11 protein-coding genes and 1 tRNA gene are annotated in these 14,767 nt (G+C 70.5%); 5 read left to right on the forward strand and 7 right to left on the reverse strand.

Annotated elements, in window-relative coordinates:
• Window positions 1–39: 39 nt before the first annotated feature.
• The 3 genes from P3T27_RS02660 to P3T27_RS02670 form a co-directional block, all read right to left on the reverse strand.
• Window positions 40–237, reverse strand: a complete 198-nt coding sequence (locus tag P3T27_RS02660; protein ID WP_280674035.1) for a DUF397 domain-containing protein — start codon at window positions 235–237, stop codon at window positions 40–42.
• Window positions 238–366: 129 nt separating this feature from the next.
• On the reverse strand, window positions 367–969 hold the full coding sequence (locus P3T27_RS02665; protein ID WP_280674036.1) for a GNAT family protein: 603 nt from the start codon (window positions 967–969) through the stop codon (window positions 367–369).
• A 123-nt stretch (window positions 970–1,092) separates the two neighbouring features.
• Window positions 1,093–2,376, reverse strand: coding sequence for an adenylosuccinate synthase (locus P3T27_RS02670; RefSeq protein ID WP_280674037.1), 1,284 nt, complete (start codon window positions 2,374–2,376; stop codon window positions 1,093–1,095).
• 126 nt (window positions 2,377–2,502) lie between these two features.
• Here P3T27_RS02670 and P3T27_RS02675 point away from each other — a divergent pair, with 126 nt between their 5' ends.
• The 3 genes from P3T27_RS02675 (at window position 2,503) to purM (ending at window position 6,348) form a co-directional block, all read left to right on the forward strand.
• The gene (locus tag P3T27_RS02675) at window positions 2,503–3,357 is read left to right on the forward strand and encodes a diacylglycerol kinase family protein (protein ID WP_280674038.1); all 855 of its coding nucleotides are present in this window, start codon (window positions 2,503–2,505) and stop codon (window positions 3,355–3,357) included.
• A 242-nt stretch (window positions 3,358–3,599) separates the two neighbouring features.
• The gene (gene purF, locus P3T27_RS02680) at window positions 3,600–5,183 is read left to right on the forward strand and encodes an amidophosphoribosyltransferase (protein WP_280674039.1); all 1,584 of its coding nucleotides are present in this window, start codon (window positions 3,600–3,602) and stop codon (window positions 5,181–5,183) included.
• Window positions 5,184–5,259: 76 nt separating this feature from the next.
• Window positions 5,260–6,348: a phosphoribosylformylglycinamidine cyclo-ligase gene (gene purM, locus P3T27_RS02685; protein WP_280674040.1), complete on the forward strand. Its 1,089-nt coding sequence runs from the start codon at window positions 5,260–5,262 to the stop codon at window positions 6,346–6,348.
• 149 nt (window positions 6,349–6,497) lie between these two features.
• Here the strand turns inward: purM and P3T27_RS02690 are convergent, their stop codons facing one another.
• Together P3T27_RS02690 and P3T27_RS02695 are read right to left on the reverse strand one after the other, a co-directional pair.
• On the reverse strand, window positions 6,498–6,755 hold the full coding sequence (locus P3T27_RS02690) for a DUF3073 domain-containing protein (RefSeq protein ID WP_280674041.1): 258 nt from the start codon (window positions 6,753–6,755) through the stop codon (window positions 6,498–6,500).
• A 386-nt stretch (window positions 6,756–7,141) separates the two neighbouring features.
• Window positions 7,142–8,299 carry a Glu/Leu/Phe/Val dehydrogenase dimerization domain-containing protein gene (locus P3T27_RS02695; RefSeq protein WP_280674042.1) on the reverse strand — a complete coding sequence of 386 codons (1,158 nt, stop codon included), beginning with the start codon at window positions 8,297–8,299 and terminating at the stop codon, window positions 7,142–7,144.
• Window positions 8,300–8,497: 198 nt separating this feature from the next.
• Between P3T27_RS02695 and P3T27_RS02700 the strand changes: the two genes are divergently transcribed.
• Window positions 8,498–9,394, forward strand: coding sequence for a hypothetical protein (locus P3T27_RS02700; RefSeq protein ID WP_280674043.1), 897 nt, complete (start codon window positions 8,498–8,500; stop codon window positions 9,392–9,394).
• A 485-nt stretch (window positions 9,395–9,879) separates the two neighbouring features.
• Complete coding sequence (gene bldC, locus P3T27_RS02705) at window positions 9,880–10,086, forward strand: developmental transcriptional regulator BldC (protein ID WP_014137253.1); 207 nt, start codon at window positions 9,880–9,882, stop codon at window positions 10,084–10,086.
• 347 nt (window positions 10,087–10,433) lie between these two features.
• Here the strand turns inward: bldC and P3T27_RS02710 are convergent.
• Both P3T27_RS02710 and hrpA read right to left on the reverse strand, forming a co-directional pair.
• Window positions 10,434–10,507, reverse strand: a tRNA-Asp gene (locus P3T27_RS02710).
• Between the two features lie 117 nt (window positions 10,508–10,624).
• Complete coding sequence (gene hrpA / locus P3T27_RS02715) at window positions 10,625–14,608, reverse strand: ATP-dependent RNA helicase HrpA (protein WP_280674044.1); 3,984 nt, start codon at window positions 14,606–14,608, stop codon at window positions 10,625–10,627.
• Window positions 14,609–14,767: the final 159 nt, after the last annotated feature.

A 14,767-nucleotide genomic window follows, 5' to 3' on the forward strand; every position in this document is an offset into this window, starting at 1 on the left:
GGCGGCCCCGTGGCCAGAAGGGGCCGCCGGAACGGATCGTCAGGCTTCGTCGGCGATGAAGTGGTCGAATTCGCCGGCCTGGACGCCTTGGAGGAACGCCTCCCACTTCTGCGGGGTGGTACGGACGACGACCTCGGCGGTGGCGGTCTCGCGGATCTCGACGATGCCGTCGACGGTCCGGACTTCGAGGCACTCGTCGGCCTCGCCGGCCAGGGATGGCCGCTGCCAGTCGCTCATCTTGGCTCCTACGGACGACTCGGATGCTGGTGGACGGTGGAACACCCCCATGGCTACCCCATGGCTACCCCGTCGCGGGGCCTCCGCCACTCCCGGCGGGTGAGGCGGACCGGGGGCGCATCGGGGGCATCAGCCGCGCGAAAGGCGGCCGGTGAGGCGGGCCTTGGCGGCCGGCCACTCGTCGGCGAGCATCGAGAAGTACGCGGTGTCCCGCCAGACGCCGTTGGCGCGCAGCTTCTCCCGGCGGTGGATCCCCTCGTACTGGGCGCCGAGCCGCAGGATGGCGTTGCGGGAGCGGTCGTTGAGGGCGTCGGTCTTCCAGAACACCCGGCCCATGCCCAGGTCCTCGTAGGCGTGGGTGAGCAGCAGCAGCTTGGACTCGGTGTTGATCGCCGTCCGCCACGCGGACCGGGCGTACCAGGTGCCGCCGATCTCGACGAGTTCGTCGACGGAGCTGAAGTCGTAGTAGCCGGTGATACCGACGGCCCGGCCGGTGGCGAGGTCGATCACGGCGAACTTCACCGCTTTCCCGGCCGCCACCTCCGCGAGGCGGACGTCGAGGATCGCGCCGAGTTCCTCCTCGGCGGTCGGCGGCTGGAAGGGGATCCACCGCCAGACGTCCGGGTCGGGGCCGACGGTGGCCCACAGGTCGGGGAGGTGGTGGCGCCCCAGGGGCTCCAGACGGACGTGGCGGCCGGTCAGGGTGACGGGCGTGGGCAACTGCGCGGTCATGATCCGAAAGTAGCGCCACGCTGCACTAGATGCAATGGATATCTGAACTAGTGCAAAGTGTCCGGCGTAAGCCGAAGGGCCCTGCGGGACGCATCCCGCAGGGCCCTCAGGAGGTCACGGCGCTCAGATGAACGAGTTGATCTGGATCGTCTCGTCGCGGCCCGGGCCGACGCCGATGGCGGAGATCGGGGCGCCGGACATCTCCTCCAGCGCCTTCACGTACGCCTGCGCGTTCTTCGGCAGCTCGGCGAAGGTCTTCGCCTTGCTGATGTCCTCGGTCCAGCCCGGCAGCGTCTCGTAGATCGGCTTGGCGTGGTGGAAGTCGGACTGGTTGTAGGGGAGCTCCTCGACGCGCTTGCCGTCGACCTCGTAGGCGACGCAGACCGGGATCTGCTCCCAGCCGGTGAGCACGTCGAGCTTGGTGAGGAAGAAGTCGGTGAGGCCGTTGACCCGGGTCGCGTAGCGCGCGATGACGGCGTCGAACCAGCCGCAGCGACGGTCGCGGCCGGTGGTGACACCGCGCTCGCCGCCGATGCGGCGCAGCGCCTCGCCGTCCTCGTCCAGCAGCTCGGTCGGGAACGGGCCGGAGCCGACGCGGGTGGTGTAGGCCTTGAGGATGCCGATGACCCGGTCGATCTTGGTCGGGCCGATGCCGGCGCCGGTGCAGGCGCCGCCCGAGGTCGGGTTCGACGAGGTCACGAAGGGGTACGTGCCGTGGTCGACGTCGAGCAGGGTGCCCTGGCCGCCCTCCAGCAGGACCACCTTGTTCGCCTTGAGCGCCTGGTCCAGGACGAGGGTGGTGTCGGCGAGGAAGGGCTTGATCTTCTCCGCGTAGCCGAGGTACTCCTCGACGACCAGCTCGGCCGGGATGGCGCGGCGGTTGTACAGCTTGACCAGGATCTGGTTCTTGTCGTGCAGCGCCGCCTCGATCTTCTGGCGCAGGATCGACTCGTCGAACAGGTCCTGGACCCGGATGCCGACGCGGTTGATCTTGTCCGCGTAGGTCGGGCCGATGCCGCGGCCGGTGGTGCCGATCCGGCGCTTGCCGAGGAAGCGCTCGGTGACCTTGTCCAGGGTGCGGTGGTACGGCGTGATCAGGTGGGCGTTGCCCGAGATCAGCAGCTTGGAGGTGTCGATGCCACGGTCGTTGAGACCGCTCAGCTCGGACAGCAGCACGCCCGGGTCGATGACGACGCCGTTGCCGATCACCGGCGTCACGTTAGGGCTGAGGATGCCGGAAGGGAGCAGGTGCAGGGCGTACTTCTGGTCGCCGATGACCACCGTGTGACCGGCGTTGTTGCCGCCCTGGTAGCGGACGACGTAGTCGACGGAACCGCCGAGGAGGTCGGTGGCCTTCCCCTTGCCCTCGTCCCCCCACTGAGCGCCAACGAGCACGAGTGCCGGCACAGGCGTACACCCCTTCCGGTTGGGGCATCCTGCGTAGGCCGCAGTCTGCCCCGAGATAGACGAAGCCCCTGGCGCAGTAGCGCAAGGGGCTCTTGCACCGAGAGATTACCTGAGGAAGGACCGGTCGTGTCGTCCCTGTCCACGCCCGCAACCGGCGGCCCCGAGCCGCTCCTGCTGCTCCTCGACCCGGCGGCCCGGCAGACCGACGGCGAGTCGGTGCGGATCGCGAAGGACGTGCTCTGCGGGGGTGCGGACGTCAAGGTGGTCTACCCGGAGAGTCCTTCCGAACTCGATCGGGTGCTTTCGCACCGGGGCCGGCGGCGCCCGGTGGTGATCGGTTCCGACCTCGCGCTGCAACGAGTGCTCCAAGCCCTGTACCGGCAGCGTGAGCTGGGCGCGGATCCGGTGGGCATGGTTCCGGTCGGCCGCTCGGAGGAGCTGGCGGCGGCCCGCGCGCTCGGTGTGCCGGGCGAGCCGGTCCGGGCCGCGCGGGCGGTGCTGTCGGGCGCGTCGCGCAAGTTCGACCTGCTGGTGGACGACGGCGGCGGGGTGGCGCTGGGCGGGGTGCGGATCACCGGCGCCGGGGCGCGTCGGCCGGGCGGCCGTACGAGTGGCTGGCGTTCGCTATGGGCGAAACTGGCTGCGGCCGAGCAGGCGAACGCACTCACGGCGGACGGCCGGCCCTCCGCCGAGCACCACCCCCGGATCCGGGTCGAGGCCGACGGCCGGCTGCTCGCGGACGTGCACCGGCCGGTGCGGCTGGTCCAGGTGACGCTGCCGGGCGGTGAGCCGGACGGCGGGGGCGTGCTGGAGGTGGTGGTCCGCGCGTCCGGCGCACTGGTGCGCGCCCGGGCGGCGAGCGTCTCGGTGGTCGGGCGCGGCTTCGGCTACGAGGCGGACGGCCACCCCGTCGGGCCGGTCCGCGCCCGCACCTGGACGGCGCATCCGGGCGCCTGGGGCCTGCTGCTGCCCGCCGCGTGAAGCCGGGGTGAATCCCGGGTGAGCAGGCTCACGTTCGTCATCTCCCCGGCCCCCGGCACTCCGCACACGGAACGCCCCAACAGGCGCGAACCGCAAGGCCAACCGCCACCGGCCGGAATTCCCCCCACCCGAAATCCCCACCTGGTAAGGGGTTTTGTCTACGCGCGTTACCGATCGATCGCCGGACAATCCCGGCCGCCCGGGTTCCGGAAGCCCGTGCGCACTGCCCTAGACTCGAAGACGTGCCACGTGGTGACGGAAGACTCAACCACGATCTTCTTCCCGGTGAGAAAGGCCCCCAGGACGCTTGCGGCGTCTTCGGTGTCTGGGCTCCCGGCGAGGAGGTCGCCAAGCTCACGTTCTTCGGCCTTTACGCCCTGCAGCACCGCGGTCAGGAATCCGCGGGCATCGCAGTGAGCAACGGCTCCCAGATTCTCGTCTTCAAGGACATGGGGCTCGTCTCCCAGGTCTTCGACGAGGCCTCGCTGGGGTCGTTGCACGGGCATATCGCCGTCGGACACGCCCGCTACTCGACCACCGGTTCCTCGGTCTGGGAGAACGCCCAGCCGACCTTCCGCGCGACCGTGCACGGTTCGCTGGCCCTCGGGCACAACGGAAACCTGGTGAACACCGCCGAACTGGCGGCCATGGTCGCCGAACTACCCGGTGAGGAGCACGTCTCCCGCTCCGGGCGCACCGCCGCGACCAACGACACCGACCTGGTGACGGCGCTGCTCGCCGGCCACCCGGACCTCTCCATCGAGGAGACGGCCAAGGTCGTGCTGCCCAAGGTCAAGGGCGCCTTCTCGCTCGTCTTCATGGACGAGCACACCCTCTACGCCGCCCGCGACCCGCAGGGCATCCGCCCGCTGGTGCTCGGTCGGCTGGAGCGCGGCTGGGTGGTCGCCTCCGAGACGGCGGCGCTGGACATCTGCGGCGCCTCCTTCATCCGCGAGGTCGAGCCCGGCGAGCTGATCGCCATCGACGAGAACGGCATGCGCAGTTCCCGCTTCGCCGAGGCGAAGCCCAAGGGCTGCGTGTTCGAGTACGTCTACCTGGCCCGCCCCGACACCAGCATCGCCGGGCGCAACGTGCACCTCTCCCGGGTGGAGATGGGCCGCCGCCTGGCGAAGGAGGCGCCCGTCGAGGCCGACCTGGTGATAGCGACGCCGGAGTCCGGCACGCCCGCCGCGATCGGCTACGCCGAGGCCAGCGGGATCCCGTACGGCTCCGGCCTGGTGAAGAACGCCTACGTGGGCCGCACCTTCATCCAGCCCAGCCAGACCATCCGTCAACTCGGCATCCGGCTCAAGCTCAACCCGCTGCGCGAGGTCATCCAGGGCAAGCGGCTGGTCGTGGTCGACGACTCGATCGTCCGCGGCAACACCCAGCGCGCCCTGGTCAAGATGCTCCGCGAGGCGGGCGCCGCCGAGGTCCACATCCGGATCTCCTCGCCGCCGGTCAAGTGGCCGTGCTTCTTCGGCATCGACTTCGCCACCCGCGCGGAGCTGATCGCCAACGGCATGACCATCGAGGAGATCGGCCGCACGCTCGGCGCGGACTCCCTCTCGTACATCTCGATCGACGGCATGATCGAGGCCACCAAGCAGCCCAAGGACCGGCTCTGCCGGGCCTGCTTCGACGGCGAGTACCCGATGGAGCTGCCGGACCCGGCGCTGCTCGGCAAGCTCCTGCTGGAGGCCGAGATCAAGGGCGGCCAGCAGCCGCCGGCCGTGCGCGGCAAGCCGACCAGCGGCAGCGACCTGGACGGCGTCCAGTCGCTGCTCGGCGGGGCGGGCGCGGCCGACGCGCTGCGCCGCCCGTAAAGAACCCACGGTGGGGTCCCGCGAACCGGGACCCCACCGCTGTTCCGACCCCCACCACAGACCCGAAAGGGCCGCAGTGACCAGCAGCAACCAGAACGGCGCCACCTACGCCGCCGCCGGCGTCGACATCGAGGCGGGCGACCGCGCCGTCGAGCTCATGAAGCAGTGGGTGAAGAAGGCCAACCGCCCCGAGGTGGTCGGCGGTCTCGGCGGCTTCGCCGGCCTCTTCGACGCGTCCGCCTTCAAGCGTTACGAGCGGCCGCTGCTGGCCTCGGCCACCGACGGCGTGGGGACCAAGGTGGCCATCGCGGCCGCCATGGACAAGCACGACACCATCGGCCACGACCTGGTCGGCATGGTCGTCGACGACCTGGTGGTGTGCGGCGCCGAGCCGCTGTTCATGACCGACTACATCTGCGTCGGCAAGGTCGTGCCGGAGCGGGTCGCCGCGATCGTCAAGGGCATCGCCGAGGGCTGCGCCCTGGCCGGCTGCGCCCTGGTCGGCGGCGAGACCGCCGAGCACCCGGGCCTGCTCGGCCCGGACGAGTACGACGTCGCGGGCGCCGGCACCGGCGTGGTCGAGGCCGACGCGCTGCTCGGTGCGGACCGCGTGCGGGCCGGCGACGTGGTGATCGCGATGGCCGCCTCCGGCCTGCACTCCAACGGCTACTCGCTGGTCCGCCACGTGCTGCTGAACGAGGCCGGCTGGAAGCTGGACCGCAAGGTCGAGGAGTTCGGCCGCACCCTCGGCGAGGAGCTGCTGGAGCCGACCCGGATCTACTCGCTGGACTGCCTGGCGCTCACCCGCGCCACCGAGATCCACGCCTTCTCGCACGTCACCGGCGGCGGCCTGGCGGCCAACCTGGCCCGGGTCGTCCCGGACGGCCTGCACGCCCGCCTGGACCGCGGCACCTGGACCCCGCTGCCGGTCTTCCAGACCGTCGCCGAGGTCGGCAAGGTGGCCACCCTGGAGATCGAGAAGACGCTCAACATGGGCGTCGGCATGGTCGCGGTCGTCCCGCCGTCCTCGGTGGACGTCGTGCTGGCGATCCTGGAGGACCGCGGCGTCGAGTCCTGGCTGCTCGGCGACATCGTCGAGCGCACCGACGGGCACGAGGGCGGCGCGGCGCTCTACAACGCCTACGAGGGCTTCACGGCGGGCTGAGTCCGGCCCGACACGGACGAGAGGGCCCCTCCGGCGCACCGGAGGGGCCCTCTTCGTCGTTCCACCGTCCGCGGGCGGCACCGGTCCGCGGGAACGCCGAAGACCGGCCCGGCGCCCTGGGCGCCCGGACCGGCCGGCAGAACTGCTGACTACGAGCGGCGGGAGGCCTGCGACGGCCCGGTGCCCGGCTCGGTGTCGTCCTCGTCGTCGAGGTCGGCGTAGCGGGCGGCGTACTCCGCGTACGGGTCGTCGTCCTCCTCCTCCTCGATCGGCTCGGGGTCGATCGAAGCGGTGGACGGCGATACGCCCAGCTCGTTGGACAGACGGTTAGCGTCAAACCCGCCGCTGTTGTACTTCAGCTCGCGGGCGACCTTCGTCTGCTTGGCCTTGGCCCGGCCGCGCCCCATGGGTCGACCCCCTCAACGATGGGGCTCACGGCCCCGAGTCTGACACGTGTTCATGATCAGGACCGGCCTGCCCGAATGGGAGGACCGTCCCTTGGAGCATTAACGGTACCTGTTTCCGCCGCTGGACGGTACGTCGTCGGTGTGACGTGGCGCGCACCGACTGCACCCGAGACCAGGTCTTCCCAGGTCAGGGGAGGTTTTGCGGCAGTTTGCGCGCTGTCCGGAGGTGTCTGAGGTCCGTCGTTCCAGGACCGATTATCCCCCCAAGGGGGACCTCGGATCACCCGATCGGGCGCAGAAGTGAGAATCCGGTTCCACATCGTGATGCGCGGGGGACGGAGGGGTTCACCCGTCCCCCGCGCATCGGGGCTCCGCGGGGCGCCGGATCAGGCGCGGCGGGCACCCGGCAGCAGGACCGTGCGCAGCGCGCTGATCTCGCGCATCCGCTTCTCGGCCAGGCGGTCGGCGGCGACCGCCGGCGGGACGCCGTCGGAGGCGGCCCGGGTGAAGATCTCCAGGGTGGTGTCGAAGATCCTGGTGGCCTTGTTCTTGGCCCGCTCGAAGTTGAAGCCCTCGATCTCGTCGGCGACCTGGATCACGCCGCCGGAGTTCACCAGGTAGTCCGGCGCGTAGAGGATGCCGCGGTCGGCGAGGTCCTTCTCGACGCCCGGGTGGGCCAGCTGGTTGTTGGCCGCGCCGCAGACGATCGCGGTGCCGAGCTCGCCGAGCGCGGCCACCGTGGCGTCGGTCAGCGCGCCGCCCAGGGCGCAGGGGGCGTAGACGTCCAGCCGGGCCTGGAGCAGGGCGGCGGTGTCGGCGACGACCTCCACCTCCGGGTGGGCCGCGCGGACGCGGTTGACGGCGGCCTCGGAGACGTCGGTGATGACGACGCTGGCGCCGTCCGCGACGAGGTGGCCGACCAGGTAGTGGCCGACCTTGCCGACGCCCGCGACGCCGACCCGCTTGCCGCGCAGGGTCGGCTGGCCCCAGCGGGCCTGGGCGGTGGCGCGCATGCCCTGGAAGACGCCGAAGGCCGTCAGGATGGAGGAGTCGCCGGCGCCGCCGTGCTCGGGCGAGCGGCCGGTCACGAACTCGGTCTCGCGCGCGATGACGTCCATGTCCTGCACGTAGGTGCCCACGTCGCAGGCGGTGATGTAGCGGCCGCGCAGGGACTCCACGAAGCGCCCGTAGGCCCGGAGCATGGCCTCGTTCTTGTCCTTGTTCGGGTCGCCGATGATGACGGCCTTGCCGCCGCCGAGGTCGAGCCCGGCCAGCGCGTTCTTGTAGGACATGCCGCGGGACAGGTTGAGCGCGTCCTCCAGGGCCGCCTCCTCGGAGGCGTACGGGAAGAAGCGGGTGCCGCCGAGGGCCGGGCCCAGCGCGGTGGAGTGGATGGCGATGATCGCCTTGAGTCCGGAGCTGCGGTCGTGGCAGAGGACGACCTGCTCGTGGCCGTCGCCGGGGGCGCCGTCCTGCTCGGTACGGAAGATCCTGCTGAGCACTCCGGGTGCGGGGTGCGTGGCGGATGTCTGTACGTCGGTCACTGTGGTGACTCCAGTATCGAAGGCCCGCCTGCTGTGGTGCGGGCGCCTAAGGCGAAGCGTAGCCGTGGGACCGCCGCCGGTCCGCCCTCTTGTCCGAGCTCGTACCGGCCGTCCGGGGAGTGAGACGGAGGGGGTGCGCGGTGCGGGCGCGAACGGTTCGGGGGCGCGCCCTCCCCGGGTCGGGCGGCGCGTGCGACGATGCAGGACGTGACCGTCGTACGCACCTCGGTACTGCCGCCCTACGCCGCCCACCTGCGGGTCTACGAGCCGCTGGCCGCCTACCCGGAGCCGGAGCGGGCGCGCTGGCAGGCCTACGCGGCGGAGCACGGGCCGGACGCCGTCGAGGCGGCGCAGCCGGTGGCGTCGGCCGTCCTGGAGGAGCAGCGGGAGGCACTGGCGGAGCTGGCCGCCCGGACGCCCCGGGCGCTGCCCGAGCGGGAGAGCGAGCGGGCCTACGTACGGGTGCTCGACGGCGTGCTGTACGTCTGCCCGTGGGCGACCAGGCTGCGCAGCTGGCAGGCGCTGGAGGAGTTGCGGGCGGCGGCGCCGGTGGCGCTGCTGGACACCGCGGTGCCGCCGGTGGCCCGGGCGGCCGCCGAGGCGGACCGGGAGCGCTGGCGGGCCGGGCACCCGGACGCCCGGCCGTGGATCCTGACCAGCCGGTGGGAGGTGCCGGTGCGCTGGTTCCTGCCGTTCGGGGACGAGGACCGCTGCTTCGTGCCGGCGGGGGAGCCGGGCAAGCCGGGGCGGGCGGCGGCGCTGTTCTACCTGGTGCCGATGGCGCAGGCGCGGCGCCGGGTGGCGCGGGCCTTCCGGGCGCTGCGTGAGGAGGTGCCGGACGGGGAACTGGTCCGGGGGGCGGAGCGGATCGGGCGGTGGCTGGAGGAGTTCCATCCGCGCTCGCTGGTGGAGCTGGACTACGGGGGGCTGGTGCATCTGCTGGGGCCGGAGCGGTTGTTGGCGGACCGTTCGGCGGGGGAGCTGGAGGAGGGGCTGCGCGCGCTGCGGGCGGGGGACACCGCGGAGGCGCTGCGCGTGTACGGGGAACTGACGGTGCGGTGGCGGCGGGTGCTGGCGCTGAGGTACGCGAACTGATGTCCGACGGCCCGTGTATGACTGGAAGAGTCCTACGGCCCGAGCGGGATGACCAAGGTCCCGGTTCGGGTCAATAGCTGTCGAACGTGACACTACTCACCGTTGACGCGAACTTACCCCTATGTGCAAAAATGGGACAACCAGCCCAACTTCACGTGAGCGTGCCCACTTTTGGGTGGTTCTGGAGTCGATGCGCGCTTTGTGGGGAAATGGAGGGTCTGGTCCCTTCGTAACCGGGCGTCACGGCCGCGTGACTGCCCGTTATGGGGTGGTCCATTGCCATCCGTCGGTCTTGAACCCGTGAGGGGTCAATTTTGGCGGTTTGGTCGATAGGGCTGGACGGATGGTGTAGTTGTAGACACCAGGACAAGCCGTTCGTCCTATAACCGACTCGGCCCGTCTATGCCATTTCGGGCATCGCGGGCCAAGGTGCAGAATTTGAAGGATAGAACCGCCCTGGTTCGGTTCTCCCGAGGAGGCCGCTCATGACCGCTCGTACCCCTGATGCTGAGCCCCTGCTGACGCCGGCAGAGGTTGCCACCATGTTCCGCGTGGACCCGAAGACGGTTACCCGCTGGGCCAAGGCGGGCAAGCTGACGTCCATTCGCACGCTCGGCGGTCACCGCCGTTACCGCGAGGCGGAGGTGCGCGCTCTGCTGGCCGGGATTCCCGCTCAGCGCACTGAGGCCTGATGGGCCAAAGGCTCTTTAAAGGGGCCGCTTACCGGACTCCGCCGGGTCCGGTAAGCGGCCCCTTTGCCATGCCCGCCGGCACCCGGGGGAACGTACGGAATGTTGAACTCCGGATAACGATTTGATGCGCAGGTGGCGGGGGGGATTTACAGTTAATAGCTGTACAATTTTACATATTAAATTAGTGAGGTCCTGGTGAGGGTGGTGCAGGGGGGTTCTCAGGAAAAGACAAGTGACGACCGTCACACCGCCTGTCACTTGTGGTCTAGACCTAGTCCGGGATAGAAGCCGGACGGTCAAAAGCGAGAGGCCCGGAACCTGACGGTTCCGGGCCTCTCGCACTGCGGCGATCCCGACGGGACTTGAACCCGCGACCTCCACCTTGACAGGGTGGCGAGCTAACCAACTGCTCCACGGGACCAGAATTTTCTGATCTCGTTCACTCGCTTGCCGCGCTGCGAACAAGACAGATCGTAGCCCATGGTGGGCCCCCAGGTCGAACTGGCACCTGAGGGCCCCCGAGGAGGCCGCGCCCAGCTCAGAGCGTGGCCCTGGCCGCCTCCATCGCCTTGGTGATCCGCTTCTCCGAGACCGGGCTCGGCGTGCCCAGTGACTGGGCGAAGAAACTGACCCGCAGCTCCTCGATCATCCAGCGGATCGCCCGCACCTCCGCGGACGGCTGCCGCCCGGCCGGCACCGCCGCCAGCAGCTCCCCGTACTCCTGCTGCACCTGTTGGACCTTCAGCAGCTGCTGGGCGTCCCGCTGCGGGTGGTTGGGCAACGCCTCCAGCCGGCGGTCCACCGCCAGCAGGTAGCGCTTGAGGTCCGGCAGCCGCTGCCAGCCGGTGTCCGTGACGAAGCCCGGGTGCACCAGCGAGGCCAGGTGCAGCCGGATGTCGTTCACCGCGTTCAGCAGCACCGGGCTGCTCACCGACTTCAGCCGGGTCGAGGCCTTGTGGAAGGCGATCAGCGCGGTGGCCGTCTTCAGTGTGGTGTCCGCGGACAGGTCGTACAGGTCCGCCCGCACCTTGTCGTGGAGCTTGCCGAAGGCCGCCTCGTCCCAGGCCGGGCCGCCGGCCAGGGTCATCAGCCGGTCCGTCGCGCAGGCCACCACGTCCTCGAACAGGGCGTTGATCGAGCCGTGCGGGTTGTACGACAGCGCCAGTTTCGCCTGGTTGCCCAGTCGGCCCTGGATCGACTTGGCCGGGGAGGTGGTGGCCAGCATCAGCAGCCGCCGGGTGCCCTCCCACATCGCCTGCGTCTGCGCCTGCGGGGTGTCGAACAGCTTGACGCCGACGGCCTCCCGCTCGTCCACCAGGGCCGGGTAGGCGCGCAGCGAGTGGCCGCGGGAGCGCTGCTCGAAGGTGCGCTGGAGCACGGGCAGGCCGCTCGGCCAGGCGGTCAGCCCGCCCTGCTCGATGCCCTGGCCGGAGGCCGCCGAGGACAGCGTCTCCTTGAGCTTCGGCTTGAGCCGCAGCCGCAGTTCCTCCAGGTCCTTGGACTCGGCGAGCTTCTTCTTGCCGTCCACCACCCGGAAGGTCACCTTGAGGTGGTCCGGCACCCGCTCGTCGTCCCAGGCCTCCGGCGGGACGGTGATCGCCGTCAGCCGCTTGAGGGTGTGTTCCAGGGTCGGCAGCAGCGGTTCCTGGCGGTCCTTCACCTGGCGCAGTGCGGCCTTGGCGAAGTCCGGGGCCGGGACGAAGTTGCGCCGGATCGCCTTGGGCAGCGACTTGATGTAGGCGGTGACCAGCTCCTCGCGCAGGCCCGGGATCTGCCAGTCGAAGCCCTCCGCGGTGACCTGGTTGAGCACCGGCAGCGGGATGTGGACGGTGACGCCGTCCGCGTCGCTGCCCGGTTCGAACTGGTAGGTCAGCCGGAAGCGGAGCTTGCCCTGCTGCCAGTGGTCCGGGTAGTCCGCCTCGGTGACGCCGTCCGCCGAGTCGTTGATCAGCATCGACTTCTCGAAGTTGAGCAGGTCCGGCTGCTCGTGCCGGGCCTGCTTCCACCAGGAGTCGAAGTGCCGGGTGGAGACGATCTCCTCCGGCAGCCGGCTGTCGTAGAAGTCGAACAGGGTCTGGTCGTCGACCAGGATGTCCCGGCGGCGGGCCCGGTTCTCCAGCTCCTCGACCTCGCCGAGCAGCTTGCGGTTCTCGGCGAAGAACCGGTGGTGGGTCTCCCAGTCGCCCTCGACCAGCGCGTTGCGGATGAACAGCTCGCGGCAGAGCTCCGGGTCGATCCGGCCGTAGTTGACCTTGCGCTGGGCGACGATCGGCATCCCGTAGAGGGTCACCCGCTCGTACGCGAGGACGGCGCCGGCCTTCTTCTCCCAGTGCGGCTCGCTGTAGCCGCGCTTGATCAGGTGGCCGGCCAGCGGCTCCACCCACTCCGGCTCGATCTTCGCGTTGATCCGCGCCCACAGCCGGGACGTCTCGACCAGCTCGGCCGACATCACCCAGCGCGGCGGCTTCTTGAACAGGCCGGAGCCCGGGAAGACCGCGAACCGGGCCCCGCGCGCGCCGCCGTACTCGCGCTTCTCCACGTCGAACAGGCCGATGTGGGAGAGCAGGCCGGCCAGCAGCGACTGGTGGATCCGGTCGGCGTCCGGCTCGGCGTCCTCGCGCGGCTCCTCGATGGTGACGCCCAACTGCTTGGCGACCGTGCGCAGCTGGGTGTAGACGTCCTGCCACTCCCGTATCCGCAGGTAGTTCAGGAACTCCGCCTTGCACATCCGGCGGAAGGCCGAGGAGGAGAGCTCCTTCTGCTGCTCCCGGACGTAGCGCCACATCGCCAGGTAGGCGAGGAAGTCGGAGCTCTCCGAGGTGAACCGGCGGTGCCGCTCGTCGGCGGCCTGGCGCTTCTCGGCGGGGCGCTCGCGCGGGTCCTGGATGGAGAGCGCGGCGGCGATCACCATCACGTCGCGCACGCAGCCGTTCCGGTCGGCCTCCAGCACCATCCGTGCCATCCGCGGGTCCACCGGGAGCTGGGCCAGTTGGCGGCCGAGCGGGGTGAGGCGCTTGCGCGGGTCCTTCTCGTCCGGGTTCAGCGCACCCAGTTCGTGCAGCAGGTGCACGCCGTCCTTGATGTTGCGCGAGTCCGGCGGGTCCAGGAACGGGAAGGCGGCGATGTCGCCGAGGCCGGCCGCCGTCATCTGCAGGATCACCGAGGCCAGGTTGGTGCGCAGGATCTCGGCGTCGGTGAACTCGGGGCGGGCGAGGAAGTCCTCCTCCGAGTACAGCCGGATGCAGATGCCGTCCGAGGTGCGGCCGCAGCGGCCCTTGCGCTGGTTGGCGCTGGCCTGGCTGATCGCCTCGATCGGCAGCCGCTGCACCTTGGTGCGGTGGCTGTAGCGGGAGATCCGGGCGGTGCCCGGGTCGATCACGTACTTGATGCCGGGGACGGTGAGGCTGGTCTCGGCGACGTTGGTGGCGAGGACGATCCGGCGGCTGCCGGAGCGCTGGAACACCCGGTGCTGCTCGGCCGAGCTCAGCCGGGCGTACAGCGGCAGGACCTCGGTGGACTTCAGCTTCAGCCGGTCCAGGGCGTCGGCGGTGTCGCGGATCTCGCGCTCGCCGGAGAGGAAGACCAGGATGTCGCCCGGGCCCTCGGCCTGCAGCTCCTTGGCCGCGTCGCAGATCGCCTGGATCTGGTCCCGGTCGCGGTCGACGTCCGTCGCCTCGTCGGCGTCGTCCTCGTCCAGTACCGGGCGGTACCGGACCTCCACCGGGTAGGTGCGGCCGGAGACCTCGATGATCGGGGCGTCGCCGAAGTGCCGGGAGAAGCGCTCCGGGTCGATGGTCGCGGAGGTGATCACGACCTTGAGGTCGGGGCGGCGGGGCAGCAGCTGTTTGACGTAGCCGAGGATGAAGTCGATGTTCAGACTGCGCTCGTGCGCCTCGTCGATGATCAGGGTGTCGTACTGGCGCAGCTCGCGGTCGGTCTGGATCTCCGCGAGCAGGATGCCGTCCGTCATCAGCTTGACCAGGGTGTCCTGGCCGACCTGGTCGGTGAACCGGACCTTCCAGCCGACGGCCTCGCCCAGCGGGCTGTTCAGCTCCTCCGCGACCCGCTCGGCGACCGTGCGGGCGGCGATCCGGCGCGGCTGGGTGTGGCCGACCAGGCCGCGCACGCCGCGGCCCAGCTCCAGACAGATCTTCGGGATCTGGGTGGTCTTGCCGGAGCCGGTCTCGCCCGCGACGATCACCACCTGGTGGTCCCGGATGGCCGCCAGGATCTCGTCCTTCTTCTGACTGACCGGCAGCTCGGCGGGATAGGTGATGGTCGGGACGGCGCCGCGGCGCTGCTCGACCAGCAGCTCGGCGCGGTCGATGTCGGCCGCGATCTCGGCGGCGACCTTCTGCCGGGCCTCGGGCTTGCGGACCCGACGGGCCCCCTCCAGCCGGCGCCCGATCCGCACCTGGTCGCGCAGGGTCAGCTCGGGCAGGCGGGCGGCCAGCTCACCGATGCCGGGACCCTCGGCGGGTGCGGGGGCGGACTGGACTGCGGGAGAACTCACTGCGGGCATCCCTCTAGGTTCGCAAGGAGGTGCGGCGGTGCGCACCTCGGTTTTCGAGCTCCTCCAGTGTCACAGTCGCCGACGGCCGAGCGCGAACGGCGGGTCGGGATCGATGCTCGGGTTCTAGGGCGGTGACGGATGAGCGGCGCGGCGGGGTTGTCGAAGGAG

Source organism: Kitasatospora sp. MAA19 (assembly GCF_029894125.1).
GTDB lineage: Bacteria > Actinomycetota > Actinomycetes > Streptomycetales > Streptomycetaceae > Kitasatospora.